The sequence below is a fragment of the Dactylosporangium sp. McL0621 genome (genome assembly GCF_049995355.1).
In the GTDB taxonomy this organism is placed as follows: domain Bacteria; phylum Actinomycetota; class Actinomycetes; order Mycobacteriales; family Micromonosporaceae; genus Dactylosporangium.
In genome coordinates this window covers 9375525-9401997 of record NZ_CP188259.1, presented here as the reverse complement: position 1 = coordinate 9401997, position 26473 = coordinate 9375525, and the positions used below count along the sequence as shown (strand labels likewise).

The window sequence follows — 26473 nt, the reverse complement described above, 5'->3', positions numbered from 1 at the left end:
GGTGAGCATCGGCGTCGCGTCCGGCCCGGACCTGCTCGCGCTCGCGGACCTGCGCCTGTACCAGGCCAAGAACGCCGGCCGCAACCGCGTGGTCGGGCCGGACCGCCGGCCGGTGCTCCAGGGTCTCAGCCCCCGGCCGCCCGGCGGCCGGCCGGAGCGCGAATGAGGCCGGCGGCGACCACGGCGTGGCCCCGGGCGTCGATGTGCAGCAGGTCGGCCCCGAGGACGCCGGTGCGCCGCGCAGGTGATCGGCGTACGGACGACCGCTACGGGGAGGAGGTGGATGCGTTCCCGACGACGGTGACCGGCGCGGCGGCGCGGCCGGCTCAGACGCTGCCGTAGGTGGCGTTCGGGCCCCAGTGCGGCATGGTCTTCGCGGTGTCGATCCGGTCGTGCTGGTCGTACTGACCGTCGTCGTTGTTATCCCGGTCCATCGAGTCGAGCCGGCCGTCGTTGTTGGTGTCGGTCTGGCGCAGCTCGGGGTGGCCGTCGTGGTCGGCGTCGAGGCGGACCTCGTCGATGCGGCCGTCCTCGTTGTGGACGTACTCCTTCTGGTCGATGGAACCGTCGTGGTTGGTGTCGTACCCCGTCATGTCCATCTTGCCGTCGTGCCGTATCGACGACGGGCGTGAACCGGCCCGTAGGCTGTCGAAACATGATCTACCACATCGCGTTTGCGTCCGATTGGGAGAAGGCCGGGGAGCGGGGCGAGTACCGGCTGTCGACGAAGGGGCGCACCCTCGAAGAGCAGGGGTTCATTCACGGCGGTACGGCCGCGCAGGTCGCCCCGGTGGCCAACATGATCTACGGGTCGGACGAGGGGCTGGTCGTGCTCGCCATCGACGAGGAGCGGCTGTCCGCGCCGCTGCTGTACGACGACGCGCCCGGCTGGGACGAGCCGTTCCCGCACATCTACGGGCCGCTGAACACGGACGCGGTCGTCGCGGTGCTTGCGCTGACGAGGGGCGCGGACGGGAAGTACGAGTTCACGCCGCCCGAGGGGTAGGCCGGCCCCGGCTCGGCGCCGAGCTCGCCGGTCGGGCGCCACGGGCTCGCCATCGCCCGGCGGCGCCGCATGCACCGCACGACGTCCGTGCTGCTGTGCGAGCTGGGGCGCGCGCATCGGCGCAAGGGCCACCCAGTCGTCGCCCCCGCGCCTCGCGCCGTCCGGGGCGGCGCGACCGGCGACCCGCGCCGCGCCGCGCCCGCGATCGCCTGGCCCAGGAGTGCCCACGGCCGCGTCGCCGCCGCGGCCGGGATGAAAGCTCATGAAAACATTGACGGCAATGGATTTAAGTCCTGAGGTGAGGAGCATGAGACCATCGCACCGGCTGCGCCGCCGCACCGTGCTGCTCGGCGCGGCCGCCGGGACGGGCGCGCTCGCCCTGGGCGTGTCGTCGGGGACCGGGCCGGCCGAGGCCGCCACGACGTTCGTCAAGGGCGCCGACATCAGCTGGATGGCGCAGATGGAGGCGCACGGGTACGTGTGGCGCGACAAGAACGGGGTCCAGACGGACCTGTTCACGATTCTCAAGCAGTACGGGATCGGCGCCGTGTCGTTGCGGACGTGGGTGAACCCGTCCAGCGACCCCGCCAACGGCCACTGCTCCCTCGACGAGACCGCCGCGCTGGCCGTGCGGTGCAGGAACGCGGGCCTGCAGGTGCTCCTGGGCTTCCACTTCGGCGACACCTGGAACTCCGTGGGCGTGCAGAACCCCCCGGCGGCGTGGGCCGCGATGAGCTACAGCGCCATGCTGCAGGCGATGTACGACTACGTGTACCACGCCATGAACGTCTTCAAGTACAACAATGTCACCCCGGCCTGGGTGAAGATCGGCAACGAGACGAACTCGGGCATCTGCAAGCCGACCGGCAGCATCAGCAAGCCGGCGCAGATGACCGGCCTGCTGATGGCCGCGCACGACATGGTCAAGCAGGTGTTCCCGGCGACGCCGACACTGGTGCACCTGGCCCAGCCGCAGAACCTGGCGAGCGTGCAGAACTTCCTCAACGCGTACAAGGCCAACGGCGGCCAGTGGGACATCACGGGCCTGTCGTCTTACGCCCAGGGCGGCAACGTCCCGGGGGTGCTGGCCAACATGCAGACCATCCAGTCGCAGTACGGCAAGCCGGTCATGCAGGTCGAGTACGGCGGCCCGCTGAACAAGCCGGCGCAGGTCCGCGACTCGCTGAAGGCCTTCATCACGGGCCTCAAAGGCTTCGGCGGCCTCGGTACCTTCTATTGGGAACCGGAAGGCTACGCGCCCTTCACCACCTACGGCAGCAGCGCCTGGGACCCCGCCACGAAGCGCCCGACCGCCGCGCTCGACGGCTTCTTGTAACGGACGCGACTTCCGCTCCGCTCAGCGGATCTTGACGCTGCTGCCCTTGGCCATCGACCCCGATGCCCGGTACAGCGGCGCGGCGACGAGCGGGTCGGAGCCGGTCGGGAACACCGTGAGGGCGAGAGTGTCGTCGGTGCTCGGGGCGAGCCGGTCGCCGTCGATCGCCTCGACCGTGAACGGGTGCACCGTCGTCGTCCCGTCGACGGTCACCGTCGCGGTGCCGGTGAACCTGGCCCGGGAGCTGCCGGGGCCGTCGACCACGAGCCAGGCGAAGCCGTCGGCGTTCAGGGTGAACGTGTGGCACCCCTGCGCATTCGGGGTGCCGCAGTGGGTACCGGTGCGGTATGTGAAGGCGAAGTCGTTGCGGGGGTCGAGCGTGCCCTGCTTGTGCTGGACCGTGAAGCCGTAGTCGGCGGCGTCGGTCTGGCCGGCACTGCCGAGGCCGGGCAGCACGTCGCCGCCGGCGAGGCTGGGCACGAGGTCCTTCTTGTTCTTGCCGGTGGCCGTCAGGCCCGACGCCGGGTCGTACAGGACGAGCATGGTCGTCGTCGTGGTGCTCCAGTTGCCGGCCGCATCGCGGGCACGCACGCCGACGGTGTGGACGCCGACACCGAGGCCGGCCCCGACCGAGGCGGACAGAAGGCCGCCGCCGTACGCCATCGGCGTGCCGTGGCCGGGTCCGGGGTCCGTGCCGATGAAGTACTCACCGCCGGCCACGCCGGACAGCGCGTCGTCGGCGGTCGCGGTGAGGATGGCGCTGCCGCCGACGACCTGCGGGTTCGCCGACCAAGCGGCGGCGCCGGTCGACGGCGCGGTCCGGTCGATGCTGATCGTCACGCCACCCGGGGCGCAGTTGCCGGACGGGTCACAGCTCGGCTGGCTGGTGTAGACGACCGCCGCGCCCTCGGTCGACGCCGTCGTCGGCGGCGGCAGCGTCGCGCTGCCGCTGTCGTCGGTCGCGGTCCAGGTGACTGTCACGTCGCCGGTGTACCAACCGCCGGGGCCCGGCTCCCGGTCGGGGGTTCCGGTGACGACGGGCGGCCGGTTGTCGCGGGCCGGGACGTCGAGCTCGGCGAGGTGGATCTGGCTGAGGCCGCCACCCCGGAAGGAGGTGTACAGCAGTACGCCGGCGTCCGCACTGAGCTGCAGGCGCTCGCCGTACTGGGTCGGGGCGACCAGTTGCGTGGTCTCGCCGGTGGACAGGTCGGCGATCCAGGCCGCGCCGCTGTGGCGGACGTCGGGCGTGCTGGTGAAGTAGGTGAGGTACCGGCCGTTCGCGCCGAACGACAGGCTGCCCGGGCCGAGCTGCAGCTGGGGGCCGTCGACGACCACGGTGCGTTCGCCGGTCGTCAGGTCCAGCACGTCGAGCTCGGTCGGGCTCGGGTAATAGGCGAGCTTGGTGTCGTCGGGGCTGAGCACCCCGGAGTCGCCCATCGGCTGGGACAGCAGGCGGTCGGTCCGGTCGGCGACGGTGTCGTAGCGGTACAGCCCGGTGCTCGAGTTGTAGATGACGTAGTGGCCGTCCTGGCTGACGGTCGGGAAGCTCACGGACGACGACGCCGGCGGCGACAGCTGCACGGTCCGGCCCGTCGCGCGGTTGAGGACGTACGCGGTCTGCGTCGGGTAGCTGCCCTGCGTGGGAAGGCTTACCAGGCCGCTGTACGCGATGATGTTGCCGTCGTCGCTGATGCCGACCCGCACGTAGGCGACGGCGCTGTACAGGCTGGGCAGGGTGACAAGCGTCGTCGTGCCGGTCTGCCGGTCGCGCAGGAAGAGGTCGCGGAAGCCGCAGCTGCAGGTGCTGACGACGACGGGCCGGCCGGGGACGAGGTTGGTCGAGGCGGAGTCGAACAGCACGAAGCGAGCGTCCGCCGACAGGCCGATCAGGAACCCGCCCTGGTTGGCCGGCGCGCCGTCGCTCGCGCGGCTCACGACGTCGACCGTGTGCTGCTGCCGGTCGGCGAGGTAGACCTGCGCGTAGAGGGTGTTCCCGTTGCCGGGGTCGCTCGGCAGCGGGAGGTCGGGCCGCAGGTTCGTCGCCCAGGAGGTGAACGCGACGTACCGCGCGTCGGGCGTCATGACGGCCTGGATGCTCTCCGCGTCGGCCGGGTCGCCGGCCGCCGTCGCGCTCACGGTCGTCGTGCCGGTGACGCTGACGCCGGTGCCGGTGCCGGCCCAGGCATACAGGGCGGGCACAGGTAACGTCTGCGCTGCGGCGATCGTGAGGGCCGCCGCCATCGTGGCCAGTCTTCGCATGACGCCTCCTGCCGACGCGTACGACCGATTCTCCGACGGCGCCCGGGTCCGCGGCTCGGTTGAACGGCTCGCGTGGCGCCCGACTCGGGCCACCCGTTCCGTGAAGGCGGAACCGCCCGGCAGCGCCGCGACGGTTCGGAACCGGCGTGCGGTTTGCCTAGTTCCGGAACAGGGCGATGGGCTGCCCGTCCTTGGGGAACGGCAGCGAGTGGTGGTCCAGCGGCGCGACGTAGCCGGGGTCGACGCTCCAGTGGTATCCGCGCAGCAGCCGGTGCATGATCGCCTTGACCTCCAGGCCGGCGAAGTACAGGCCGATGCACTTGTGCACGCCGCCGCCGAAGGGCTCCCACGCGAAGCGGTGCGCGCGGTCCTCGCGGCGCTCGGGCGCGAAGCGCTCCGGGTCGAACGCCGCCGGGTTGCTCCAGTAGTCGTCCATCAGGTGGGTGAACTGGAGGCCGAGCATGCAGAGTGTGCGCGCCGGGATGCGGACGCCCTGCACGACGGTGTCCTTGACGGTGTAGCGGACCAGGACCGGCACCGGTGCGCGCAGGCGCAGGGCCTCGCGCATGACCAGGTCGATCGAGACGAGCGACTCCAGCTCGGCCATCTCCGGCGCCGGTCCGAGGGCCAGCGCCTCGGCCCGGCAGCGCTCCTGCCACTCGGGGTGCTGCCCGAGGTACTGCAGCATCGTGGAGATGGTGATTGTCGACGTGTCGTGGGCCGCCATCATCAGGAAGATCATGTGGTTGACGACGTCGTCGTCGGAGAAGCGGTCGCCGTCCTCCGTCTCGATGTGACAGAGCACCGAGAAGATGTCGTCGGTCGCCTCGGCCCGCTTGACGGGCAGGTACCCCCGCAGGAACTGCTCGAGCACCTTCCGGCCGCGGTACGCCCGGCCCCAGCGCGTGAACGGCACGTCGGCCCGGACGATCCCGGCGGCGGCCTGCACGCAGGCGATGAACGCCCGGTTGACCCGCTCCATCTCGGCCGGGCCGGTGTCGCGGGCCCCGCCCATGAACAGATCGGCGGCGATGTCGAGGGTCAGTTGCTTGAGGCGGCGGTACGCCCGGAACTCCCGCCCGGCCTCCCAGTTCGCCATGCCACGCTCGATGGCGGGGTGCAGCCGGCGGGTGTAGCCGACCAGCCGCGGCCGGGTGAACGCCTCCTGCATGATCCGCCGATGCCCGCGGTGCTCGTCGAAGTCGATGAGCATCAGGCCACGGTGGAAGAACGGACCCACCAGCTGCGACCAGGCCGGCTCGTTGGCGAACGCCTTGTCCCGGTTCTGCAGCGCCTCGCCGCAGGCGTCGGGGCCGAGCAGCATCACCGTGTCCTGGCCGAGCAGGTACGACGGCGCGACCGGGCCGTAGTGCTCCCAGTGGCGCCGGTAGAGCCGGATCGGGTCGCGCTGGTAGTCGAAGATCTGGCCGAGCCAGGGCAGGCCGCGGTCCTCGCGGCGCAGCTGCGCCAGCGGACGGGGGCCGGCGGTGCGGGGTTCCGTAGGCCGGGCCGTCATGGCTCACCTCGCGATGGCATCCTCGTTCCACCCAGCCTGGTTCCGGGCGGCCATCGTGTCAACCACCATGTCCCGCCCGCGGGCCCCTCGACTACCGTCGATCCGTGGGCTCCGACGGCGGCCGTGCTGGAGATCGCGGGCCTGGACGTCGGGCTGTCCATGGTGTTCGCCGTCGACCCCGCGCGCAGCGCGGTAGTGGGCCGGCGGGAAGGTGACGAGCACGCGAGGGCCTGCATTTGTAGGAGGGGTGGGGTGGGGCGGACGGGGTGGGCCGGTGGATGTACCGCCCAGTAATGTCCACGTGTCTGAGCTGGTCGTTTGCCATCGCCAGATGGCGCCGGCCCGGACCCGTCGAGTCGCATTGTTGCGAACCGGGGACCCAAGCAGTCCCGGGGTGAATCCGTCGGCCTCCTCGCGTAGGTCGTGGTAGGGCGTGCTTCCCGCCCGAATCCGTCAGCTAACCCGGTAGACGGCATCGGAAGGAGCCTCGATGCACCAACGCTTCACCGCGCTGCTTCGCCGCCCGATCCCCGCACTGCTCGGGACCGCCTCGCTGATGGTGGTCTCCGTGGCGACCGCGGCGCTGCTCAACGGGGGCGCCGCGCCGGCCGATGCGCACCCCGTCGGGACCGCGGCGCTGAGCACCGCGACGCCCGCACAGCCGAAGGCGACCACGCCGCCGGCCCCCGACCTGCTGGACACCGCGCCGGCCGAGAACACGGTCAACTTCGACTTCCAGTTCCAGCCCAACTTCTACTACTGCGGGCCGGCCTCGACCCGCATCGCGCTGACGTCGGTGGGCGCCGACCTGTCGCAGAACGACGTCGCCGCTCGCCTCGGCACCACGGTGAACGGCACCAACTCGGTCGCCGACGTGACCAGGGCAATGAACGGCGTTCTGGGCAAGGAGGTGTACCAGGCCCGCTTCATCGCCGGCCAGCGCGCCTCGGCCGGCGAGGCGCGCGAGCTGCAGTACGACGCCGTCCGTGCGCTGAGCACCGGCCGGGCCCTGGTCGCCAACATCGTGGGCGGCGCCACCGACCAGGCCGGCACCTACCACGAGTTCCCCGGCGGACACTACATCTCCCTGGTCGGCTACCGCGACCACGGCCGCGCCGTGCTCATCGCCGACCCGTCGGGCATGTTCGGCCCGCGCACGTACTGGATGTCCACGGACACCCTGGCCAACTGGGCCGCGGCGCGCGGCTACGTGGCCTGAACCACCTCCGTGGGCGGCGGCAACGGGCCGGGGAGCATTGTTGCCGCCGCTCACGGTCAGGCCAGGTCGGCGGGGCAGGTTGCTGGTTCCCGCCCGGACCAGGGCGATGACCGGCCCGACGGTGTACAGGGTTCTCGGCGTTCAGTCCTTGGCCAGGACGATCACCCGGTCGTCCGGGGCGAACGTCACGCTCGCCGCCTTGTCCGGGTTGAGCACGATCCCGTACGCGGGCGCGGCCTGCGCGTTCGCGGCCAGCCGGTAGCCGACCGCCGACTCGCCGCGCAAGCGGGCCGCCTCCAGCACCGTCTGGAAGTTGAGCGGGTGGCCGGCGCGGACGTACAGCTCGGCGGGCTTCAGGTAGATCTCGCTGCCCCCGGCGTCGAACAGCCGGCCGAACACGTCGGCGAGGTGCGGGTTCTCCGAGACCTGGGTCGTCATCAGGCTCAGCAGCTTGTCGCTGACGATGAAGTCGTCGGCCTGGGTGACCTGGGCCAGCTGGCGGTTGCGGTCGTCGCCCATCTCGCTGACAATCGAGAACTTCCCGTCGAGCTTCTGCTCCATGTCGCGCAGGTGCAGCAGCGTCACGAGGGTCCGCGAGTCGGCGACCTGCCGGTCGACGTCGTCGTAGCACAGCGCGATGACGTGGTCGAAGTCGTCGATGCCGAGCGACTCGAGCACGGCCCGGTCGGCGCTGTCGTCCTCGGTGAGGCTCAGCGACAGGTTCCGCACCTCGGCCGCGAGCCGCTTCAGGCTCAGCGACACGTCGTGGTGGCGCGCCACGACGACGACCTCCGAGCCGGCCGTCAGGTACTGGTCGAGCTGCTGGACGACCCCGACGGCCCGCTGGTTCCAGCCGAGGATGAGGGCCCGCTTCGGCGCCGGCACGGGATCGGGGCCGGCCACGATCAGCTCATGGTGGATCGGCGCGGGCGGCGCCATCACGACGGTGTCGTCGTCGGCGGAGATGGCGAGCAGGTGGTCGCCGTCGGCGATGCGGTAGTCGCCCGGCGGGTTCAGCAGCACGGTCCCGTTGCCCTGGCGCACGCCGAAGATCGCCGAGGTGCGGTACGAGTGCAGCGCGGTGGAGTACGGCTGCCCGGCCAGGCTCGGCTCGTGCCGCACGTAGATCTCGTCGCCGCCGAAGTCCAGCAGGTCGGTGTAGACGACGGACAGCCCCGACTGCAGGCACGTCTGCACGATCAGGCGGGCGGCGACGCTGGTGGCGTCGATGAGGTACGCGGCCGGACCGCCGGCCAGGCGCGCGGCCGGCATGTTCGACTGCTCGGCGACGCTGCCGACGATCGTGCACCGGTTCTCGGCCTTCGTGACGGACAGCAGCATCTTGACGAGGTGCGCGTCGCGGTCGTGCCCCGAGCCGGTGAGGATGATGACGGACCGCGCCTCGGCGATGTTCACCAGCGCGATGTCGTCCGGGTCGAGCGGGTCGCCGGTGCGGCACACGACGCTCGTGCTGCGCAGGTCGCCGACCTTGGCCCGGATCTCGTCCTCCATCTCGACCTTGTCCTTGTCGGCGAGTACGGCCACACAGGCTCGTCGCTTGTTGCCGTTGGCCTCGACGAGCTCGCCGATGACCGTGAACACCTGGTCGGACCAGCCGAGGATCACCGTGTGACCGGTCTCGAGCACGATCGAGCGGCCCTTGCGCAGCTCCTGCAGCTTGGCGTCGAGGCCGGTGGTCAGCACGCCGATGAACGCCGTGACGATGAAGATGCCGCCGATGGTGATGAGGAACGCGACGGCCACGAACTCCCAGTGCCCGCCGGTGTCCCCGGCGACGTCGCCGGGGTCGAGCGCGTGCAGGACGGCCTGCCACACCGACGCGAAGAACCCGCGGGGCTCGCCGTCCGCCGGGTTGGGGTCGACCAGCCACACCAGGAGCCCGCCGGCGAGCACCACCGCCACGGAGGCCAGCCCCAGCCAAGCGACGAGGGCCGACGTCCCCTTCGACATCGTCCGGTCGAACCAGTATCTGAAACGGCGACGCAGCGTAGCGGCGGCCATGGGCACCTCGGCGGGCTGGAAATCGGGCAGATCGGCGCACAATATAGCCCTTGGTAACGGCCGCGCTGTCACCTGCTTGTCGCCTGTTGCCGCAACTTTCAAGGCGCCGCCGTCGGCATCGACCGATCTCCATGGCTGAGCCGGCCTTTCGTCCACGATGCGGCTGGACAACGGCCTGCGCTGAGCGCTCCCGCGCCGGGCCGCCGCCATGGGGCGACGGTCCGGCGCGGGTACGTCGGGCGGTTACGGCTTGATCAGGCTGATCCGGGTGCCCCAGTTCGCCAGGGCGGTGCGGGTGCCGTTGCAGCTGCCGAACGGCGTCGCCTCGTACTGGGCCAGGGTGCAGGTCTGGCCGATGTACTCGCTGGCGATCCAGATGTTGCTGCCGTCGACGGCGGTGGCACCGTAGTCACCCCACCGCGGCCGCGGCGGATCGCCCACCAGGGCCTTGTAGCCGGTGAAGCCGTCCTGCGGGCCGAGGCCGGCCTTGGCCAGGTAGATCGTGCCGGCGCCGGTGCGGCCGTCGAACGCGGCGTAGGCCGCCGACGGGAAGTAGCCGTCGCCGACGAGGGTGAAGGCCATGACGCCCCGGCCGGCGGCGTTGACGCCGATCGCCGGGTACGTCAGATTGTTGCCGGCCAGGCCGAGCTGCCCCTGTGCCGTCAGGTCGGCCCGCACGGAGTCGCCGCGCAGACCGGGCCGCACGATGTACCAGCCGATGCCGGCCTTCGTGGCCCCGCCGACGCTCACCGCCGTGTCCAGCGCCCCGTAAAGCCTGCCGCCGGTGTAGGTGACCTGCTGCATGCGGGTGTCGTTGCTGTCCAGCGCGGCCAGGACCTCGGGCTTGAACGGGTCCGGGGCGCCGAGCAGGAACGTGGCGCACGGGTCGTCGTTGAGGCACTCCAGCAGTGGCGCGGGACCGGGCTTCTGGTTCGCCGCCGGCGGCAGCGAGTACTGCCGCACCCCGACCCTGGTGTTGCTCAGGCCGAGCCGCGGCGACGCGCTGTCCAGGGACCTGGTGCCGGTCAGCGCCCACGTCACGATGCTGTCGGAGACGTAGTCGCCGGTGCCGGTGGCCTCCTCGGCGGCGTTGGAGGACAGGAAGTACTCCGTGCCGCCCGCCGCGCGTTCGTAGTCGGACGTGACCGGCGACTGCGCCGGCCAGACGGTGAAGCCGTTGCGGCCACGGTCGGCGCCGGTGGTGTCGAGCTGGGTGACGAGGACGTCGGCGTCGCCGCGGGCCAGGGCCCGCTTCGAGAAGGCGTAGATCTGCGCACTGTTGTACTCGGTGCCGAAGAACGCGTACTCGTTGGTGGTGATGTAGAAGCCGTTGGCGTCCACGCCGATGTGCGGGTAGTCGCCGATGCACGGGCAGTTCGGGTGGACCGGGGTGCCGCTGGTGCCGTCGTCGGTGACGTCGAGACGGTAGATGTTCCAGGTCCCGGTCGGATCGGCGGCCACCGCGATGTCGAGGTGGTTCGCACCGGTCAGATCGCCGTCCCGGGTCGACTCGAGGGTGAGCACGACCAGGAAGAACTGATGGGTGGCCGGGTCGAACAGGCACGTCGGGTCGGTCAGCTCCGGGCCGTAGATCCCGGTCGTGCGGTCCAGCACCGGCGGGTAGCCGTAGAAGGTGTTGAGGTCGACCACGCCGGTCTGGCCGGTGCCGTCGGCGTTGAACACCCGGAACGCATCGTTGACCGCCTCCACGACGTGGCCGTTGCCGACGCACAGCGCCTGGTCGGGCGGTTCGATGGTGAACTGGTTGCCGTTGTTGGCGGTGCGCTGGTCGCGCTGGTTGAGCCCGTCGAAGCTGTGCAGCAGCTGCGGGCCGTTGCGGATCACCCCGCCGGAGGTGGCCGGTCCGGCCGGCCCGGCGCTCCGGGCCCCGGCGAGGCTGCGGTGCGCGCCGGCCGGCCGGCGCGCGGTCGAGCGGGTCAGCTCGTTGGCCTCCGGGCCGGCGTCGCGGGGTAGTTCGGTGTTGATCGAGGCGGGTTCGCCGGTGCCGGTGCCGGTCACCTTGTACGAGCCGGTCCCGACCTTCTGCACGTGCCTGGTGCTGGGCGCCGGGGTCGCTGATGCGCTGCCCGGCAGGGTGAGCGAGCCGAGGACGGTGGCTAACGCCGCCGCCGCGACCACACCGCGTCGTGTGGACATGGGTCTCCGTTCGTCAGCGGAATGGAGGATGCCGACGACCCAACGCGCCGCAGCGTCCCGGTCGGGTATCAACGTTCCACGATGGGCCATCGCCCAGTCTTGACCCGAAACCATCGACGGGAAAGCCGGGCGGCGAAACTTGTCGCTTTGATTGGCGTAAATGCGATATGCGCAAATCAATAAACCGTACGGCGGTACGTAATGGTGTACAGCCGGCTGCGGCGCCGCATGGCGGTACGGCTCGCTCCGGGGCCGGCTCGTGCGCGAGGATGACCCGCCTCCTCCGATTGGTGTACCCCGGTCTGCGACCATGAAATCGGCCGTGCGGCGCATGCGTGACCCGGTGACCGCTGACAGCCTGGAGCGGTGGATGTCCTGAGAACCACCGAGGCGCCCCCGCCGGTCGGCGTCGCCGCGTTCGACCGGCGGGTGCTCGCGGTCGGCGGCGTCGTCTTCGCCGTGCTGATGGCCCTGTCGACCCGGTACGGGTTCCAGCGCGACGAGCTGTACTTCCTCGACTGCGCCCGGCACCTGCAGGCCGGCTACGTCGACCAGCCGATGCTGGCCCCGCTGCTGGCCCGGGTGTCGCTGGAGCTGTTCGGCGAATGGCTTCCCGGGCTGCGGCTGTGGCCGGCGCTGGCGGCGGGGGCGACCGTGGTGATCGGCGGGCTGACCGCCCGCGAGTTCGGTGGTGCGCGCCGCGTGCAACTGTTCGCGGCGGTCGCCACCGCCACCATGCCCGCGCTGTGGGCCGCCGCGCACGTTGCCAACACGACGCCGTACGCCGTGCTGGCACTGGCCGCGCTCGCGTTCGTCGTCGCGCGGATCGGGCGTACCGGCGAACCGCGGTGGTGGCTGCTCGCCGGCCTGGTCGCGGGTCTGGGGCTGGCGAACAATCACCAGGCCGCCTTCTTCGCGTTCGCCGTCGTCGCCGGCGCCCTGCTCAGCGGCGGGCGGCGGCTGCTGTTCAACGGCTGGTTCGCCGGCGGGGTCGCGATCGCCGCCGCGTTCGCCGGGCCCGAGATCTGGTGGCAGGCCCAGCACGGCTGGGCGACGATCGAGATGACCCGGAAGCTGAACCAGGAGAACGGCGGTCTGCCCAACGCCCCGGTGTGGGTCGTCGGCCAGCTGCTCATGGCGAGCCTGGCCCTCGTCTGGGTGTGGGCCGCCGGCCTGCGTCACCTGTGGCGCACCGGGCGCCCCCTGTGGCGGGCGCTGGTCTGGGCCTACGGGCTGCTGTTCGTGCTGTACGCCGTCACGACGGGCGTGAAGGTGTACTACCTCATGGGCGCCTACGTGTACCTGCTCGCGGCCGGCGCGGTGGCCGTCGACGGCTGGCTGTACGCACGGCGGCGGCGGATCCGGATTCTCGCCGTCGCGACCGCGCTCGGCACGGCCGTCTTCGCCGCGCTCCTGCTGCCCGTCCTGCCGCCCACCGGTATCGGCCCCCGGCACGCCATGGACGCGACCCTCACCGACACGATCGGCTGGCCCGAGCTCGTCGACACCGTCGGTACCGTCTGGACGTCCCTGCCGCCGCCGCAGCGGGCCGCCGCCGTCATCTTCACCGAGAACTACAGCGAGGCGGCCGCCGTCAACGAGCTCGGCCGCGGCCGGGGACTGCCGACCGCGGTGAGCGGGCACAACAGTCAATGGTGGTGGGGACCGGGCAACCCGGGCGCCACGACCGTCATCGCCGTGGCGCCCGGCACCGCCTCGGGGTACACCGGCTATCTGGGTCGCTTCTTCACCGACGTCCGTGAGGTGGCCACCGTCACCAACCCCTACGGCGTCCGCAACATCGAGTCCGGGGGCCACGTCTACCTGTGCACCGGCCTCCGCGAGCCGTGGTCCCAGCTGTGGCCCCGGCTGCGGCACTACGACTGAACGACGTCGGGGGAGGGCCCGCCCGCGCGGGCGGACCCTCCGCCGGCTCAGGTCTGCCGGATCGTCACGTTGTCGACGCCGTCCTCGATGCCGTCGATCGACGCCCCGCTGGCGGCGATCCGGTTGCGCTGCTCGAGCGTGGTGACCGCGTCAGTTCACGTTGTACGTCAGGTTGTAGGTGGCGTCGCCGTCGCTGAACCGCAGTGTCTGACCGTTGCCCAACGAGCAGGACACCTGGTTCGAGTCGATCACCACGTTGGCGGTCGGCCAGGTCCGGTCGAGGACCACCTGGAGCGTCACGGGTCCGGTGCCCCGCTGCAGCAGCTCGTTCGCGTTGCCGAACGCGCCGGAGGTCTGGCTGGTGCCTTGGTAGAACGGGACGGACTTGTTGTTGCCCGGGAAGTAATAGCCGTCCATGACGAACCAGATCCAGTCCTTGCCGCCGTCGTGCCACAGGTTGGCCGCGGTCAGCGAGACGAGTTCGATCAGGCAATACGACTCCGCGGTGTCGGCGCGGGCGGGGTCCACCCCGGCGCCGACGGTGAGCAGCGCGGCCGCGGCGGTCAGCAGTACCTTGCGCACCCTGTTCATATGCGTCTCCTTCAACGGAGCGGTCATGCGGTCGGCACCAGGGTGGGCTCACCCCACCGGCGCCACCAGGCCGTTTTACGCACCGGCGATCCCGAACGTGCCCGCGCTGTGACAGCCCGTGCAAGGAGATCAACGTTACGGAGAAGGATGCGGACAAACCCTCGACGAACCGGTGCTGACCCGGTACGCCTACCCGGTACTTATTCAACGGGAGGCAACAACACCATGACCACATCCCAGCAGCAGCCGGCCAAAAAGGGCATCAAGATCCCGCGACTGGTGATCTCGCTTGTCGTCCTGGTCGTGCTGGGCGGCGTCGGCTGGTACCTCAGCCGCGACGATGCCCTGAACGCCAAGGTCGGCGACTGCCTGCACAGGAAGGGCGGCAACGACCTCGCGATCGTCAAGTGCGACAGCGCCGACGCGAACTTCACCGTGCTCGGCCGCGTCGAGAGCAAGACCGAGAGCGAGGCCAGCGCGGAGGGCGTGTGCGACCAGTGGGCCGACGCGACGAACACGTACTGGGAGGGCAAGTCGGGCCAGAAGGGCACGCTGCTCTGCCTGAAGGACAAGTAGAACCCCCACGGGCGCCGCGGGCCGTCAGCCGGCCCCGACCCTGAAGGAACCCCGAGGCGCCGCTGGTACCCCGGTACCAGCGGCGCTGCCCAAGTGTCGCCTCCGGTGCCACGTCCGGCCGCTTTCCCGGCTCGTAGCGTCATTCTCGTAGGCCGCCAGCGAGTCCTCCTCCGACAGGGTGTTCGAGAACGCGTAGTGGAACTGCGCCGGGGTGAATCCGGCCGCCTGGTGCCGCTTGGCCGGATTGTTGAGGATCGGGAACAGCGACCTGATCTGCGACGGCGGGGTGACCCGGATGCCTTCCGGCGGGGCCGAGTCGATGACGACGCCGGCGGCGCCGTGGCCGCGGTCGAGCAGCAGCTGGGTGAGCGTGCCGCCGAACGAGTGGCCGATGATGATCGGCTTCTCGGGCTGGTCGGTGATGATCTTCTCCAGGTGCGCCACGGTCTCCGGGACGGTGACGGTGGCGATCGGGGTGGGGTCGGCCCGCAGCGCCCCGACCTCGACGTCGAAGCCGGGATAGGCGGGGGTGAGCACGGTGTGCCCCTTGGCCTCGTAGTACGGCACCCAGCGTTCCCAGCTGCGCGGGGTGACCCACAGGCCGTGGACCAGAATGATGGTGCTCATGCCTCGTGCTCCTTCAGGAACGCGAGCAGGTCCTGGCCGAGCTGCTCCTTGTGGGTGTCGGTGATGCCGTGCGGGGCGCCGGGGTACACGATCAGCTCGGCGTTCTTGATGAGTGCGGCCGAGGCCATGCCGCCGGCCTCGAACGGCACGACCTGGTCGTCGTCGCCGTGGATGACCAGGGTCGGCACATCGAAGCCGGCGAGGTCGCCGCGGAAGTCGGTGGCCGAGAACGCGGCGATGCATTCGTAGACGTTGCGGTGCCCGGACGCCATCGACTGCAGCCAGAACGCGTCGCGGATGCCCCGCGAGACGTTCGCGCCCGGCCGGTTGTGGCCGAAGAACGGCCCGTCGGCGAGGTCCTGGTACGTCTGGGACCGGTCCGCGAGCGAACCGGCGCGGATGGCGTCGAACACCGCGATCGGTACGCCGCCGGGGTTGTCGGCGGTCTGCAGCATCAACGGTGGTACCGCGGAGACGAGCACCGCCTGCGCGACCCGGGCGGCGCCGTGCCGGCCGATGTAGCGGGCCACCTCGCCGCCGCCGGTGGAGAACCCGACAAGGGTCGCCGCGCGCAGGTCGAGGGCGTCGACGACGGCGGCGAGGTCGTCGGCGTAGGTGTCCATCTCGTTGCCGTGCCAGGTCTGCGTCGACCGCCCGTGCCCGCGCCGGTCGTGCGCGATCACCCGGTAGCCGTTCGAGGCGAGGAACATTGCCTGCGCCTCCCAGCTGTCGGAGTTGAGCGGCCAGCCGTGTGACAGCACGACGGGGCGGCCACTGCCCCAGTCCTTGTAGAAGATGGAGGCGCCGTCGGTGGTGGTGACGTACATCGTCGCTCCTTTCAGCGGGCGGCGGTCTTGATGAGGTCGGTGGTGAGGCGGGGCTGGGAGAGCATCGCGACGTGGGACGCGTTGACCTCGGTGGTGTGCGCGCCGGCCCGCTGGGCCATGAACCGCTGCGCGGCGGGCGGGATGAGGTTGTCGTTGCGGGCCACCAGGTACCACGACGGAATGGTCTTCCAGGCCGGCGCGCCGGACGGCTCGAGCAGCGTGTGGACGTCGCCGGGGCGCTGGGTCGCGGCCATGACGTCGGTGGTGGCGCTGGGCAGGTCGCCGGCGAAGACGTCGCGGAAGGCGTCGGTCTTGACGTAACCGTCGACGCTGCCGGCTCCGTCCGGGGTGGGGTACGGCCGGAAGTCCAGCGCCGTCTCGCCGAGCTTGCTTCCGGGGTACTTCAGTTGCAGCCCCTGCAGCGTCTCGCCCCTGGTCCGGGGCGAACGCGGCCACGTAGACCAGGGCCTTGACGCCGGGGTTGCCGGTGGCGGCGTTGGTGATGACCATCCCGCCGTACGAGTGCGCGACAAGCACCAGCGGACCGGGGAGGGTGGCCAGGATGCTGGCCAGATAGGTGGAGTCGGCCGAGACGCCGCGCAGCGGGTTGGGCGGCGCGATGACCCTGTAGCCGTCGCACTGCAGGTTGCGGGCGACGTCGTTCCAGCCGGAGGCGTCGGCGAACGCGCCGTGCACGAGCACGACGGTCGGCTTGGCCGCGGCCGGCGGGCGGGTCTGGGCGGACGCCGCGGGCGCTCCGAGGAGGGCGCCGGTGGCGACCGCCGCGGATCCGGTGATCAGCGTTCGGCGGGTGGTCGGCATGGCTGTCGTTCCCTTCAACGTCGATCGGTGTGTGCCACCACGCTGCGGGAGCCGGGCCGCCGCGGGTATCCGCAGGTTGACGGTCGGACGGCGGTTGCGTACGGCGCCGGCGCGGGTCGATCAGCGGCCCGCGGGCGGCAGCGGCAGCCAGTGCAGGCGTTCGCCGAGCATGTCGGGAGCGGCCGCGAACGCCTGCTCGACCGCCTCGCGGCCCTGGGTGAAGTGCGACCAGCCCTCGCAGTGCACCGGGATGATGGTGCGCGGCTGGACCAGCGTGCACAGCTCGACGGCCTCGGCGGCGGTCAGGCTGTAGTGCAGCCGGCCGGTGAGCGGGAACCGGACCGCGCCCAGGTGCAGCAGCACCGTGTCGACCGTCATGCGGCGCGGTACCCGCCGCAGGCCGCGGAACAGGACGGTGTCGCCGGTGACCCAGAAGACCCCGTGCTCCTGGCCGGCCCAGCGCAGCGCGAACCCGGCCACCGGTCCGGCGACGGGGCGGCTCAGCGGCGGGCCGTGCCGGCACGGTGTGGCGGTGACGGTGATCGGCGGCCGGTCGGCCGCGGTGAGCTCGGTGTGTTCCACGGCCGCAGGCCGCGGGCCCGGCCGCCGAGCCGCCGGGCCCCGGCGTGGGTGGTGATGACGGCCGGGACGCCGGCCAGCAGGGCGCGGCCCCGCTCGTCGAGGTTGTCGGCGTGGTGCTCGTGCGTGAGCAGGACGGCGTCGACCGGTCCGATGTCGCGGGGGTCGAGGGCGGGGCCGGTGCGCTTGCGGGAGCTGGTGCCCCAGCCTCTTCTTCCGGATGACCGCCTTCATCCGCAGCCACCAGCGCGACCGCGACCTGAGCGCGGCACGCCTCGCCGCCGCGCACACCGTCTCGGTACGAGCCGTGTACGCCGCCTTAGCCGCGCACGGCGAGCAACTCGCCGAGTGGGTCATGCGGGGCCGCCTCGACGGCGCCCGCTCCGACCTCGCCCGGATGCCGGCCGGCGCCGGCTCCGTCAGCCGGACCGCCCACGCATCGGGCTTCAAGGACGCCAGGCACTTCGCCCGCCGCTTCCGCGACGCCTATGACGTGAGCCCGACCGAGTGGCAGCAGACCAACGCCGCGCGAGGCGACCACGAACCCCGGGCGGCGAAGGGCTAGGTTCCGCCGGCCGGTCGGGCGTCGAGCGGCCGGGACCCGGCGGCGCGGGAACGCCGCGCCGCCGGCCGGACCGGAAGGCCTCGGATCAGTGGGCCGGTCGGCGCCGGAGCACTCGCGTGAGTACCGCCGCCGGCAGCAACGCCAGCACGGTGGCCGCGAACAGGAACCACAGGCCCGCGTGGAAGGCGGTCACCGGCGCGTGGTGTGCGGACAGCCCCCGGCTGACCACGACGACGCAGAGCGCGGTGCCGATCGAACCGCCGACGCGCTGCACGGCGTTGAGCTGCGGTGTCGCGTCGGCCAGCTGGTCGGGTGAGATCGCGCCGTAGGCGGCGGCGGCCGCGGGCATGAGGCTGAAGCCCAGGCCGACTCCGAGCAGGACGGTCACGGCCTCGACCGCGACCAGGCTGGTGTGGGCGCCCATCAGCGCCAGCGGCACGATGCTGATCGCGGTGATCGACAGCCCGGCCATGCTGACGATGCCGCCGCCGAACCGGTCGGTCAGGCGGCCGGCCAACGGCATCGTGATGGCCGCGCCGACGCCCTGGCCGATCATGAGCAGGCCGGTTGCCACCGTGCTCTGGCCCCGCTGGATCTCGAAGTACAGCGGCATCAGCACCAGCACGCCGAACAGCGCGCCTCCGCCGAAGAAGCCGACCGCCAGCGCGGCGCTGAAGCCCCGGTTGCGCCACAGGTGCAGGTTGAGCAGCGGGGCCGGGATCCGCAGCGCCCGCACCGCGAACACGGTCAGTGCCAGTGCCCCGCCGGCCAGACCGCCGATCGCACCGGCCGAGTCCAGGCCGCCCCGCTGGCCGGCGACGATGACGCCGTAGGTGAACAGGGACAGACCGGCGCCGGACAGCACCACGCCGATCAGATCCAGCCGGCCGGTGCCGACCGGCGGCTGGCGCGGGATCCGGCGCAGCCCGGCGATCAGGCCGACCGCTCCGATCGGCAGGTTGATCGCGAACAGCCAGCGCCAGGACAGGTTGATGAGCAGCCCGCCCAGCACCGGCCCGATCACCGGGGCGAGCACCACGGCGATGCCGACCGTGCTCATCACCCGCCCCATCCGCGCCGGGCCGGCGGCGCGCGCGAGGATGATCTGCCCGGCCGGCACCAGCATGCCGCCCGCCACGCCCTGCAGGACCCGCAGCACGATCAGCTCGCTCATGTTGCCCGCGAGCACGCAGGCGCCGGAGATCAGGGTGAAGCTCGCCAGCGCCGCCAGCCACACCGGCCGGGCGCCGATCCGCCGGGTCAGCCAGCCGGTCACCGGCATGGCCGCGGCGAGCGCCAGCAGGTAGCCGCTGGCCACCCACTGCGTCGTGGCGAGCGGGGTATCCAGGCTGTGCGCCATCCGATCCAGCCCGACGTTGACCACCGAGGTGTCCAGAGTGGACATGAAGGCGCCGAACACGATCACAACGGCCAGCCGCCAGACGGCGGCCGGGATTGGGGGCGGTGTGGTGACGGCCGCAGGGGTCTCGACCTGTGACATCAGTCCTCCGGGTATCGAGCGCGAACCGCAGGCGTTCATTGCGGGCAGCGCCAATAGTAGGAGTCACCAATGATTAAATCAACCCGCGGTTTCGACTATCGTGGTGGGATGCCCATGGAGCCCAGGTCGATCGACGAGGTCCCGGCGCGGCTGCGGCAATGGCCGACGTGGCTGCTCGGCCGGGTGCACGGCGACGCCAAGCGGATGATCGCCCCCCGGCTCGCCGAGCGGGGGCTGAACCTGCACCAGTACGCCGCGCTGGCGTGCATCGCGGAGTTCGCGCCACTGTCGCAGCAGCAGGTCTGCGAACGGCTCGGCGTGGATCGCGCGGACATGGTGACGGTCGTCGACCATCTCCAGGCGCAGGAGCTGGTCTCGCGCACCCGCGACGCCACCGACCGGCGTCGTTACATCCTGGCCGTCACGCCGCGGGGCCGGGAGGAGCTGGCCGGGGCGGACGAGATCGTGGCCGAGGTGACGGCCGAGTTCTTCGCCCCGCTGACCGCGGACGAGGTGGCGACGCTGACCAGCCTGGCCCACCGGGTGCTGGCCGGCGGTCCCGGTCTCGAGTGAGCCGCCCGCGCCGTACGTCGCCGGTGCGGACCGGCCCACCCGGTGCCGGTTGCCTATCGCCTGACTTCCGTGAGCCGATCCACGCCGCGGGCCGGCTACGGCTGCGCCGCCGTCAGGAGGTCGTGCGCCAGAACCATCTCTGGCTGGCCAGCCCGTCGCTGCACGCGTTCAGCCCGACCAGCGTGCGCGCATCGTAGGAGCGCAGGTCCAGGCACATCCGGCCGTTGCTGCCCGCGCTGACAATCTTGTTGGCGCTGATGGTCCAGCGCTGGCTGGCCAGGGACGAGTTGCAGTAGTTCAGGATGACGTACGAGCCGGTGGCGTAGGAGCGCAGGTCCCAGCACTGGCTGTAGCCGCTGGAGGGTGAGCTGACCAGGCACATCGAGTTCGGCTGCGAGCAGTTCCACCACCATTCCTGGCTGAGGGCGGCTCGATTGCAGCCGAACAGGCCGACAGGAGTTCCGGGCGCGTTCGAGCCGATGTCGAGGCACTCCGCCCAGAGTGTCGCCACCGGGGTCATGTTGGTGTTGCCCGCGGCCGCCCGGGCCGGCGCGGCCGCGAACGTCAGTGACGCCGCCACCGCGATGAGCGCGACCCCGGCGCGGATGAGCATTCGTGACATTCGTCGAGGTCGAGTGGACATGCCCCGGGACTGTAGGACGGCGGACTTTCATGATCCTGTCACGCGTCTGTCAAGCCCGTACGCATCGACACAGTGCGTAACGCCGGCGTCTATGCTTGACCACCGTGCGGTTCAGGGTGCTCGGCCCGTGGGAGGCCGGCGACGTGCTCGTGCCGCCGGGGCGGCTGCGCATCCTGCTGGTCGCGCTGCTGCTCTCCGCCGGACGGCCGGTGACGATCGAGGCGCTCGCCGAGCGGCTGTGGCCCGAGGGCGAGCCTGACAGCGTGCGTGGCACCGTGCACACCTACGTCACCCGGCTGCGACGGCTTCTCGGCCGCGACCTGATCCAGACCGCCGCCGCGCGCGGCGGCTACCGGCTCGATGTCCCGCTCGACGACCTCGACCTGCACCGGTTCCGCGAGCTGCTGCGCCGGTCCCGCGACGGCGCCGGACATGACGAGGAGCTCCGGCTGCTGCGTGCGGCCCTGGCGCTGTGGCGGGGCCGGCCGTTCACCGGCGTCGAGTCGGTCTGGCTGGATCGCGAGATCATTCCCCGCCTCGACGAGGAGTGGTTCGCCGCCACCGAGCGCCGCATCGACCTCGAGCTCGACGCCGGACCCCCCGACCGGCTGGTCGCCGAGCTGCGCGGCCTCGCCGACGGCCACCCGACCCGCGAGTCGCTGTGGCACCGGCTCATCGTCGCCCTGCACCGGTCGGGCCGGCGGGCCGAGGCCCTGGACGCGTACACCCGGATTCGCACGACACTGCGGGAGGGGTTCGGCATCGATCCGTGCGCGGAGCTGCAGCACCTGCACCGCTCGATCTTGCAGGAGCCGGCCGCGACACCGGCGGCTAAGGGCCCGCGGCCCCGGCAGCTTCCGCACGGCATCGCCCGCTTCAGCGGGCGGAAAGCCGAGTTGGCCGAGCTGGACCGGTTGTGCGGGACCGACCAGAGCCCCACCGCCATCGTCGCTCTCGACGGCGCGCCCGGCACCGGCAAGACGACCCTGGCCGTGCACTGGGCGCACCGCATCGCCGGGCGGTACCCCGACGCGCAGCTCTACCTCAACCTCAACGGCTACGGCCCCGGCCAGCCGGTCACTCCGGCGGCCGCGCTGGCCACGCTGCTGCGAGGGCTGTGGGTGGCCGGCGACCTCATCCCGCCCGGGGTCGAGGAGCGGGCCGCCCTGCTGCGCACGACCCTGGCCGACCGGCGGGTCCTGCTCGTGCTGGACAACGCCCGCGACGCCGATCAGGTGCGCGCGCTGCTGCCCGGCTCCGGCGGCCTTGTGATAGTCACCAGCCGCAGCCAGCTGCGCGGGCTGTCCATCCGGGACGGGGCGCACCGCGTGACCCTGCACCGGCTCTCGGCCGGCGAGTCGGCCGGGCTGCTCTCGGCCGCGATCCCGGCCGACCGGCTGGCCGCCGAGCCCGGCGCCGCCGCCCGTCTCATCGAGCTGTGTGCCGGGCTGCCACTGGCACTGGCCATCGTCGCCGAACGCGCGCACCGGGCCGGCAGTCTCGCCGAGGTGGTACACGCCCTGCAGGACGAGAAGGCCCGGTTGGACAACTTCGGGGCCGGCGAGGGCGACCCGCACACCGACCTGCGGGCCGCGCTGTCGTGGTCGTACCAGGCGCTCGGCCCGGACGCGGCGGCGATGCTCGACCGGCTCGGCCGGCACCCGGCCGGCACCATCGGGCTGGAGTCCGCCGCGGCCCTGGCCGACCGGCCGCCGGCCGAGGCCAAGCGCGCCCTCGACCAGCTCGTGGCGGCGCACATGGTGCAGCAGCCGCGACCTGACCGCTACGAGCTGCACGACCTGATCCGCCTGTACGCCGCCGAACGGCCCGGCGACGAAGCGGCGACGACCCGGCTGCTGGAGTGGTACCTGCACACCGCGGTCAGCGCGGACACGACCCTGATGCCCAACCGCCTGCGCGACTTCCTCGTCCCCTACACGCCCCGTACGGCGCCGCGGACCTTCGCTGATCAGGCCGCGGCGATGGCGTGGTTCGAGGAGGAGTACGACGGACTGCGGGCCGTCGTGGCGTGGGCGGCGGCGCACGGCCGGCCCGGGTACGCCTGGCGCATCGCGATCGCGATGACGACGTTCCTCGACCGGCGGATTCCGTGGCGCGACGGCGTCGAGTTCCTCGAGGCGGCGGTGCGGGCCGCCGAGCTCGCGGAGGAGCGGGCCGGGGTGGGGTACACCCGGAACTCCCTCGGCTGCATTCTGCTGGACCGCCGGGACTTCGCACGGGCCGAGGACTGCTTCGCCCGGGCGCTGGTCCGCTTCCGCTCGATGGGCAACCGTTACGGCGAGGCGATGGCGCTGGGCAACCTGGGCCTGGCGCGCATCAGCGTCGGCGACCCGGCGTACGGGCGCGAGCTGTGCCGGGCCGCGCAGGAGATGTGCGAGCGGGACGGGTACCGCCGGGGGGTGGCACTGAACCTCGACAACCTCGGCATGGCCAACGTCGCCCTCGGCGAGCACGACCGGGCCGTCGAGTGCCACCGCCGGGCCGCCGAGCTGTTCCACGAGCTGGGCGAGACCGAGATCGGCGCCTGGAACGAGCAGAACCTCGGCCGGGCCTACGCCGCCGCCGGCCGCTACGCCGAGTCGGTCCGCTCGCTGCGGCTGGCCGCGGCCACGCTGCGCCGGCTCGGCCACCGCCGGCAGGAGGCCAACCTGCTCGTCGACCTGGGCGACACGCTGCTCGCCGCGGGCCATCCGAAGATGGCCCGCGGCTGCTGGCGAACCGCCCTGGAGGCGATGCGCGAGCTATCTGACCCGCGGGTGCCGGCGCTGGAGGCGGCGATCGCGGGGGTCTGAGCCCGTCACCACACCTTCCACTGCTGGTACGTCATCCCGTTGCACCCGATGTCCCGCACGCCGTACTCGCTGACGTCCAGGCAATGGTGGGTGTACTGGTTCAGCAGCTCGTACCAGCCGTTGCCCCAGCCGTTGACCTTCCATTTCTGGTAGGCCAGGTCGTTGCAGCCCCACCCGCGCACGCCGTACTCGCTGTCGTCGAGGCACATGGTGGTGTACTCGTTCATGAACCGGACGGTGCCGTCGGCGTAGTACCGCATGTGCCAGCGCTGGCGGGCGTCCATCGGGTTGCAGTCCCGTTCGACGTACACCACCCGAGCCGTGCCCGACGCCAGGCACCCGGTGTTCCAGCGGGTCTCCCACTGCTGCACCGTGTCGGCGTGCGCCGCCGGCGCGAACACCGTCACGCTCACCATGACCGCCGCGGCGACCATCGCCGCTATTCTTCCCAATCGCACGCTGTGCTTCCTCCCGTGTACCGGTGGATCGGATCACTGCTGGGAGGGACGTTGCCAAATCCGACTTTCAGGACGCTTTCACCGCCCTGACACGGTCACTCCGAATCCGCATCCCACCTCCCTCGAAGCTCAGATCCGATCAATAAGGCCGACCGGTAACCTTAGAAGGTCGTTATTTCTTGATTCGGTACCGAATCATCGGATGAAAAAAGTTGACAAGACGCATCGACGTCGGTGAGATTCGGGGGCAATCGACCCAGCAGGTGCGATCGGCGCGCTCCTGTACCGCGCCGAAAGGAACCTCATGAGTCTCACTCGACGTCAGGTGCTCGCGTCCGGGCTCGCCGCCACGGGCCTGGGCGCGGCCGGCTACCTCTCCATGGGCACCGCCGAAGCGGCGAGCGCCCCCGGTGACGTGGTCGGCAAGATCGCCGTCGGCTACCAGGGCTGGTTCGCCTGCCCGGGCGACGGTGCGCCGATCAACCAGTGGTGGCACTGGAGCCGCAACGGCGGCCAGGCCCCGTCGGCGGGCAACACGACAATCGTGTCGTGGCCGGACATGCGGGAGTTCACCAAGGGGTACCCGACGGCGTACGCCAACCTGGGCAACGGCCAGCCGGCCCGGCTGTTCTCCTCCTACGACCAGCAGACGGTCGACACGCATTTCAAGTGGATGCAGCAGTACGGCGTCGACACCGCCGCGCTGCAGCGGTTCAACCCGTTCGGGGGCGAGGGCCCGACCCGCGACGCGATGACCGTGAAGGTCCGCCAGGCGGCCGAGGCGACCGGGCGGAAGTTCTACATCATGTACGACGTCAGCGGCTGGACGAACATGCAGTCGGAGCTCAAGACCGACTGGTCGGCGAAGATGTCGGCCTACACGTCCTCGCCCGCCTACGCCCGCCAGAACGGCAAGCCGGTGGTGTGCATCTGGGGCTTCGGCTTCAGCGACGACGGCCGCCCGTTCACCCCGGGGCCGTGCCTCGACGTCATCAACTGGTTCAAGGCGCAGGGCTGCTACGTCATCGGCGGCGTGCCGACGTGGTGGCGCCCATGTTCGACGAGTTCAACGAGGGCAACCAGATCGCCAAGACGGCCGAGAACGCCTCGCTGCAGCCGGCCGACTTCGGCCACCCGGCCCTCGACGCCGACGGCGTGGCCTGCTCCTCGGACTACTACCTGCGCATCACCGCCGACGGCGGCCGCATGTTCAAGGGCCAGGCCCCGCTGACCGCGGTGCGTCCGACCCAGCCGGTGGTGGCGGCCCCGACCGGTGTGGTCTCGCTGCGCGCCCGGGCGAACAACCTCTTCGTCTCGGCCCGCGACGCCGGCGCCTCCTCCCTGCAGGCCAACGCGGCCACGGCCCAGTCGTGGGAGCAGTTCGACCGCATCGACCTCGGCGGCGGCAGCATCGCGCTGCGGGCCCGGATCAACGGCCGGTACGTGTGCGCGGAGAACGCGGGCGCGGCCGCGCTCGTCGCCAGCCGCACCGCGGTCGGACCGTGGGAGACGTTCAAGGTGATCCAGAACGCCAACGGCACCGTCAGCCTCCAGGCCGCCGCCAACGGCCGGTACGTGTGCGCGGAGAACGCGGGCGCCGCCCCGCTCATCGCCAACCGCACGGCGATCGGCCAGTGGGAGCAGTTCGACCTCCTGTGACCCGGCCGGATCGTGGCCTACGCCGTCGTCGGCTACGGCCTGCTGCGCGAGCTCGAACGGTCGGCGTGTAACCGACCCGAGCCCCCCGCGGATCTGCGCGACTGACGCGATGGCGGACCCCAGCCCGGCGGCGCACCGGCACAGCGTGCTCGGCGAGGTCGACGCGACCGCAGCGATCGTCGCCGCGCTGGAGCGGCGGGGGTGCGCCTTCTTCAGAGCTCGATGAGCGGACCGTCCTGCCGGCTGAGGGCGAGGAGCAGCTGCCGGGACTGTTCCATCTCCTCCGGGTCGGTGCCGCCCTCGGACAGTCCGGCGATTGACGCGCCGTCGGCCGCCCGGACGATCAGCAGGACGCGCTGCGGGTGCAGGCCGTCGGCTTCGAAGGCCTCGACCCACTGCTGGGTGTCTCGGCGCAGTACCTGGGCGACGCCGGGTGCGGTGGCGAGCGTGGCGACGAGGACGGCGTGCTCGGAGGCGGCGGAGCCGTCGAGCAGGTCGTCGAAGGTGGCGTTGACGTAGCCGCGCACCAGTCGGCCGGGTGCGTTGTCGCGGGGGTCGACGGCGGCGTGCACCGCGGCCCGGAACTGCTCGGCGAGGTCCTCGGCCAGGGCGAGCAGCAGCTGCTCGCGCGACTTGAAGTGGTGCAGGAGCCCGCCCTTGGAGACCCCGGCGGCCTGGGCGATCGCGTCGACGCTGGCCCCGGAGCCGCGCTTGCCGACGACTTCCGTGGCGGCGTCGAGGACGACCCTGCGCGTCCTGGCAGTGTCCCGCTCCCGACCCTGCACCCGTACCCCCCGATGGCATCGTCCGACGGCTGTTGCGCGTCCGAGCTCACAG

At 71.6% G+C, this 26473-nt stretch carries 24 protein-coding genes, 1 pseudogene and 1 riboswitch; of the genes and pseudogenes, 11 read left to right on the top strand and 14 right to left on the bottom strand.

Features of this window, described 5'->3' with window-relative positions:
- Window position 1 precedes the first annotated feature (1 nt).
- Entirely contained in the window at window positions 2-166 is a 165-nt protein-coding gene (locus tag ACPPVO_RS44710; protein WP_426504642.1) for a hypothetical protein, read from the top strand.
- A 160-nt stretch (window positions 167-326) separates the two neighbouring features.
- Here ACPPVO_RS44710 and ACPPVO_RS44705 read toward each other — a convergent pair whose 3' ends face one another.
- Window positions 327-599, bottom strand: a complete 273-nt coding sequence (locus tag ACPPVO_RS44705) for a hypothetical protein (RefSeq protein ID WP_426504640.1) — start codon at window positions 597-599, stop codon at window positions 327-329.
- A gap of 56 nt (window positions 600-655) precedes the next feature.
- Here ACPPVO_RS44705 and ACPPVO_RS44700 point away from each other — a divergent pair, with 56 nt between their 5' ends.
- Both ACPPVO_RS44700 and ACPPVO_RS44695 read left to right on the top strand, forming a co-directional pair.
- Window positions 656-1006: a DUF952 domain-containing protein gene (locus tag ACPPVO_RS44700; RefSeq protein ID WP_426504639.1), complete on the top strand. Its 351-nt coding sequence runs from the start codon at window positions 656-658 to the stop codon at window positions 1004-1006.
- A gap of 307 nt (window positions 1007-1313) precedes the next feature.
- A complete protein-coding gene (locus ACPPVO_RS44695) occupies window positions 1314-2342 on the top strand; it encodes a glycosyl hydrolase 53 family protein (protein ID WP_426504637.1) in 1029 nt (342 codons plus the stop codon).
- A gap of 21 nt (window positions 2343-2363) precedes the next feature.
- Here the strand turns inward: ACPPVO_RS44695 and ACPPVO_RS44690 are convergent, their stop codons facing one another.
- Together ACPPVO_RS44690 and ACPPVO_RS44685 are read right to left on the bottom strand one after the other, a co-directional pair.
- Window positions 2364-4601, bottom strand: a complete 2238-nt coding sequence (locus tag ACPPVO_RS44690) for a hypothetical protein (RefSeq protein ID WP_426504635.1) — start codon at window positions 4599-4601, stop codon at window positions 2364-2366.
- A gap of 157 nt (window positions 4602-4758) precedes the next feature.
- On the bottom strand, window positions 4759-6117 hold the full coding sequence (locus ACPPVO_RS44685; RefSeq protein ID WP_426504633.1) for a cytochrome P450: 1359 nt from the start codon (window positions 6115-6117) through the stop codon (window positions 4759-4761).
- A 339-nt stretch (window positions 6118-6456) separates the two neighbouring features.
- Window positions 6457-6604: riboswitch (cyclic di-AMP (ydaO/yuaA leader) on the top strand.
- A 3-nt stretch (window positions 6605-6607) separates the two neighbouring features.
- On the opposite strand from ACPPVO_RS44685, the gene ACPPVO_RS44680 reads away from it, so the two are divergent.
- The gene (locus ACPPVO_RS44680; protein ID WP_426504632.1) at window positions 6608-7336 is read left to right on the top strand and encodes a C39 family peptidase; all 729 of its coding nucleotides are present in this window, start codon (window positions 6608-6610) and stop codon (window positions 7334-7336) included.
- Between the two features lie 141 nt (window positions 7337-7477).
- On the opposite strand, the gene ACPPVO_RS44675 is transcribed toward ACPPVO_RS44680, so the two are convergent.
- Window positions 7478-9307, bottom strand: coding sequence for a CASTOR/POLLUX-related putative ion channel (locus tag ACPPVO_RS44675; RefSeq protein WP_426504630.1), 1830 nt, complete (start codon window positions 9305-9307; stop codon window positions 7478-7480).
- Between the two features lie 294 nt (window positions 9308-9601).
- Window positions 9602-11515, bottom strand: coding sequence for a hypothetical protein (locus ACPPVO_RS44670; RefSeq protein WP_426504628.1), 1914 nt, complete (start codon window positions 11513-11515; stop codon window positions 9602-9604).
- Window positions 11516-11881: 366 nt separating this feature from the next.
- Here ACPPVO_RS44670 and ACPPVO_RS44665 point away from each other — a divergent pair, with 366 nt between their 5' ends.
- Window positions 11882-13402: an ArnT family glycosyltransferase gene (locus ACPPVO_RS44665; protein ID WP_426504626.1), complete on the top strand. Its 1521-nt coding sequence runs from the start codon at window positions 11882-11884 to the stop codon at window positions 13400-13402.
- Between the two features lie 150 nt (window positions 13403-13552).
- Here the strand turns inward: ACPPVO_RS44665 and ACPPVO_RS44660 are convergent, their stop codons facing one another.
- On the bottom strand, window positions 13553-13993 hold the full coding sequence (locus tag ACPPVO_RS44660) for a hypothetical protein (protein WP_426504624.1): 441 nt from the start codon (window positions 13991-13993) through the stop codon (window positions 13553-13555).
- A gap of 225 nt (window positions 13994-14218) precedes the next feature.
- On the opposite strand from ACPPVO_RS44660, the gene ACPPVO_RS44655 reads away from it, so the two are divergent.
- The gene (locus ACPPVO_RS44655; RefSeq protein ID WP_426504622.1) at window positions 14219-14569 is read left to right on the top strand and encodes an LppU/SCO3897 family protein; all 351 of its coding nucleotides are present in this window, start codon (window positions 14219-14221) and stop codon (window positions 14567-14569) included.
- A gap of 24 nt (window positions 14570-14593) precedes the next feature.
- Here the strand turns inward: ACPPVO_RS44655 and ACPPVO_RS44650 are convergent, their stop codons facing one another.
- The 4 genes and pseudogenes from ACPPVO_RS44650 to ACPPVO_RS44635 form a co-directional block, all read right to left on the bottom strand.
- The gene (locus ACPPVO_RS44650) at window positions 14594-15196 is read right to left on the bottom strand and encodes an alpha/beta fold hydrolase (RefSeq protein WP_426504620.1); all 603 of its coding nucleotides are present in this window, start codon (window positions 15194-15196) and stop codon (window positions 14594-14596) included.
- Window positions 15193-16023, bottom strand: coding sequence for an alpha/beta fold hydrolase (locus ACPPVO_RS44645; protein ID WP_426514812.1), 831 nt, complete (start codon window positions 16021-16023; stop codon window positions 15193-15195). The genes ACPPVO_RS44650 and ACPPVO_RS44645 overlap by 4 nt, the downstream gene beginning before the upstream one ends.
- Before the next feature lie 183 nt (window positions 16024-16206).
- Window positions 16207-16845: pseudogene (locus ACPPVO_RS44640) on the bottom strand (alpha/beta fold hydrolase); the annotation flags it as partial.
- A gap of 120 nt (window positions 16846-16965) precedes the next feature.
- The gene (locus tag ACPPVO_RS44635) at window positions 16966-17658 is read right to left on the bottom strand and encodes an MBL fold metallo-hydrolase (protein WP_426504619.1); all 693 of its coding nucleotides are present in this window, start codon (window positions 17656-17658) and stop codon (window positions 16966-16968) included.
- Between ACPPVO_RS44635 and ACPPVO_RS44630 the strand changes: the two genes are divergently transcribed.
- The gene (locus ACPPVO_RS44630; RefSeq protein ID WP_426504617.1) at window positions 17645-17989 is read left to right on the top strand and encodes a helix-turn-helix domain-containing protein; all 345 of its coding nucleotides are present in this window, start codon (window positions 17645-17647) and stop codon (window positions 17987-17989) included. The genes ACPPVO_RS44635 and ACPPVO_RS44630 overlap by 14 nt on opposite strands.
- 85 nt (window positions 17990-18074) lie before the next feature.
- Here the strand turns inward: ACPPVO_RS44630 and ACPPVO_RS44625 are convergent, their stop codons facing one another.
- Window positions 18075-19490, bottom strand: a complete 1416-nt coding sequence (locus ACPPVO_RS44625; protein WP_426504615.1) for a DHA2 family efflux MFS transporter permease subunit — start codon at window positions 19488-19490, stop codon at window positions 18075-18077.
- A gap of 108 nt (window positions 19491-19598) precedes the next feature.
- Between ACPPVO_RS44625 and ACPPVO_RS44620 the strand changes: the two genes are divergently transcribed.
- Complete coding sequence (locus ACPPVO_RS44620) at window positions 19599-20063, top strand: MarR family winged helix-turn-helix transcriptional regulator (protein ID WP_426504613.1); 465 nt, start codon at window positions 19599-19601, stop codon at window positions 20061-20063.
- 112 nt (window positions 20064-20175) lie between these two features.
- Here the strand turns inward: ACPPVO_RS44620 and ACPPVO_RS44615 are convergent, their stop codons facing one another.
- Window positions 20176-20676, bottom strand: a complete 501-nt coding sequence (locus ACPPVO_RS44615) for an RICIN domain-containing protein (protein ID WP_426504611.1) — start codon at window positions 20674-20676, stop codon at window positions 20176-20178.
- A 134-nt stretch (window positions 20677-20810) separates the two neighbouring features.
- Here ACPPVO_RS44615 and ACPPVO_RS44610 point away from each other — a divergent pair, with 134 nt between their 5' ends.
- On the top strand, window positions 20811-23519 hold the full coding sequence (locus tag ACPPVO_RS44610) for an ATP-binding protein (protein ID WP_426504610.1): 2709 nt from the start codon (window positions 20811-20813) through the stop codon (window positions 23517-23519).
- A 5-nt stretch (window positions 23520-23524) separates the two neighbouring features.
- Here ACPPVO_RS44610 and ACPPVO_RS44605 read toward each other — a convergent pair whose 3' ends face one another.
- Window positions 23525-23977, bottom strand: coding sequence for an RICIN domain-containing protein (locus ACPPVO_RS44605; RefSeq protein WP_426504608.1), 453 nt, complete (start codon window positions 23975-23977; stop codon window positions 23525-23527).
- A 304-nt stretch (window positions 23978-24281) separates the two neighbouring features.
- On the opposite strand from ACPPVO_RS44605, the gene ACPPVO_RS44600 reads away from it, so the two are divergent.
- Window positions 24282-25208, top strand: coding sequence for a glycoside hydrolase family 71/99-like protein (locus tag ACPPVO_RS44600; RefSeq protein ID WP_426504606.1), 927 nt, complete (start codon window positions 24282-24284; stop codon window positions 25206-25208).
- Window positions 25133-25636, top strand: a complete 504-nt coding sequence (locus ACPPVO_RS44595) for a hypothetical protein (protein ID WP_426504604.1) — start codon at window positions 25133-25135, stop codon at window positions 25634-25636. The genes ACPPVO_RS44600 and ACPPVO_RS44595 overlap by 76 nt, the downstream gene beginning before the upstream one ends.
- Window positions 25637-25848: 212 nt before the next feature.
- On the opposite strand, the gene ACPPVO_RS44590 is transcribed toward ACPPVO_RS44595, so the two are convergent.
- On the bottom strand, window positions 25849-26421 hold the full coding sequence (locus ACPPVO_RS44590; protein ID WP_426504602.1) for a TetR/AcrR family transcriptional regulator: 573 nt from the start codon (window positions 26419-26421) through the stop codon (window positions 25849-25851).
- Between the last annotated feature and the right edge of the window lie 52 nt (window positions 26422-26473).